This window comes from Streptomyces sp. 8P21H-1, from assembly GCF_013302945.1.
In genome coordinates this window covers 1-995 of record NZ_JABTYA010000314.1, presented here as the reverse complement: position 1 = coordinate 995, position 995 = coordinate 1, and the positions used below count along the sequence as shown (strand labels likewise).

The window sequence follows — 995 nt, the reverse complement described above, 5'->3', positions numbered from 1 at the left end:
GGCGGCGCTCGCCGCCGGGCAGCGGCCCGAGTGCGGAAGTGGCGGCCCGGCTCGCCGGCTCGTCCGGGGCGGCGAGCAGGGTGCGCAGGAGCCGTACGTAGTCCTCGGCGATGCGGGCGGCCGTCCCGGACGTGAACAGCGCGGTGGCGTACTGCAGGCGCACCCCCACGCTGCCGTCGGGACGGCCGAGCAGGTCGAGCGCCAGGTCGAACGGCGTCCCGGCGACCGGGGTGGGCACCAGGCCGACCGACAGGCCGGGCAGGTCGGGTGGCTCGGCCTCGGCGTCGAGGGCCAGGAAGGAGACCTGGAAGAGGGGATTGCGGCCGGGGTCGCGGGGCGGCGCCAGTTCGCCGACCACGCGTTCGAACGGGGTGTCGGCGTGCGTGAGGTCGGCCAGGGACGCGTTCCGGACCCGGTCCACCAGCTCGCCGAAGCCGGGCCGGCCGGACAGGTCGGCGCGCAGGACCACGGTGTTCACGAAGGGGCCGATGAGGTCCCTGGCGGCGGGGTGGCCGCGGCCGGCGACCGGGGTGCCGACGGCGAAGTCTGACTGCCCGCTGTAGCGGCCCAGCTGGGCCTGGAAGGCCGCGAGTAGCACCATGAACCGGGTGGCGCGGCGGGACCGGGCCAGCCGGTCGGCCCGTGCCACCAGCTCGGCGGGCAGGACGCAGCGGGCCACGGCGGCGGAGCCGTCGAACCGGGCGGGGCGGGGCCGGTCGGTCGGCAGCTCCAGCGGCGGCAGGCCCGCCAGCCGCGTGCGCCAGTGGTCCAGGCCGCGGGTGAGCCGGGGGCCGGCCGACCGCTCGCGCTGCCGGGCCGCGAGGTCGGCGTACTGCAGGGTGAGTTCCGGCAGTCCGTGGGGGACGCCGGTGGTCCTGGCGCGGTAGGCCGCGGCCAGGTCGCGGGTGAGGATGTTCCAGGAGGAGAAGTCGAAGGCGATGTGGTGCACCACGACGGCCAGCAGGTGGTCGTCGGGCGCGAGCCGCGCGAGGGTG

The 995-nt window shown here is 77.2% G+C and carries 1 protein-coding gene; it reads right to left on the bottom strand.

Annotated features, from left to right (window positions below):
• Positions 1-995 (bottom strand): condensation domain-containing protein (locus tag HO151_RS06570; protein WP_254594783.1); only part of this gene is annotated, 995 nt, incomplete at both ends.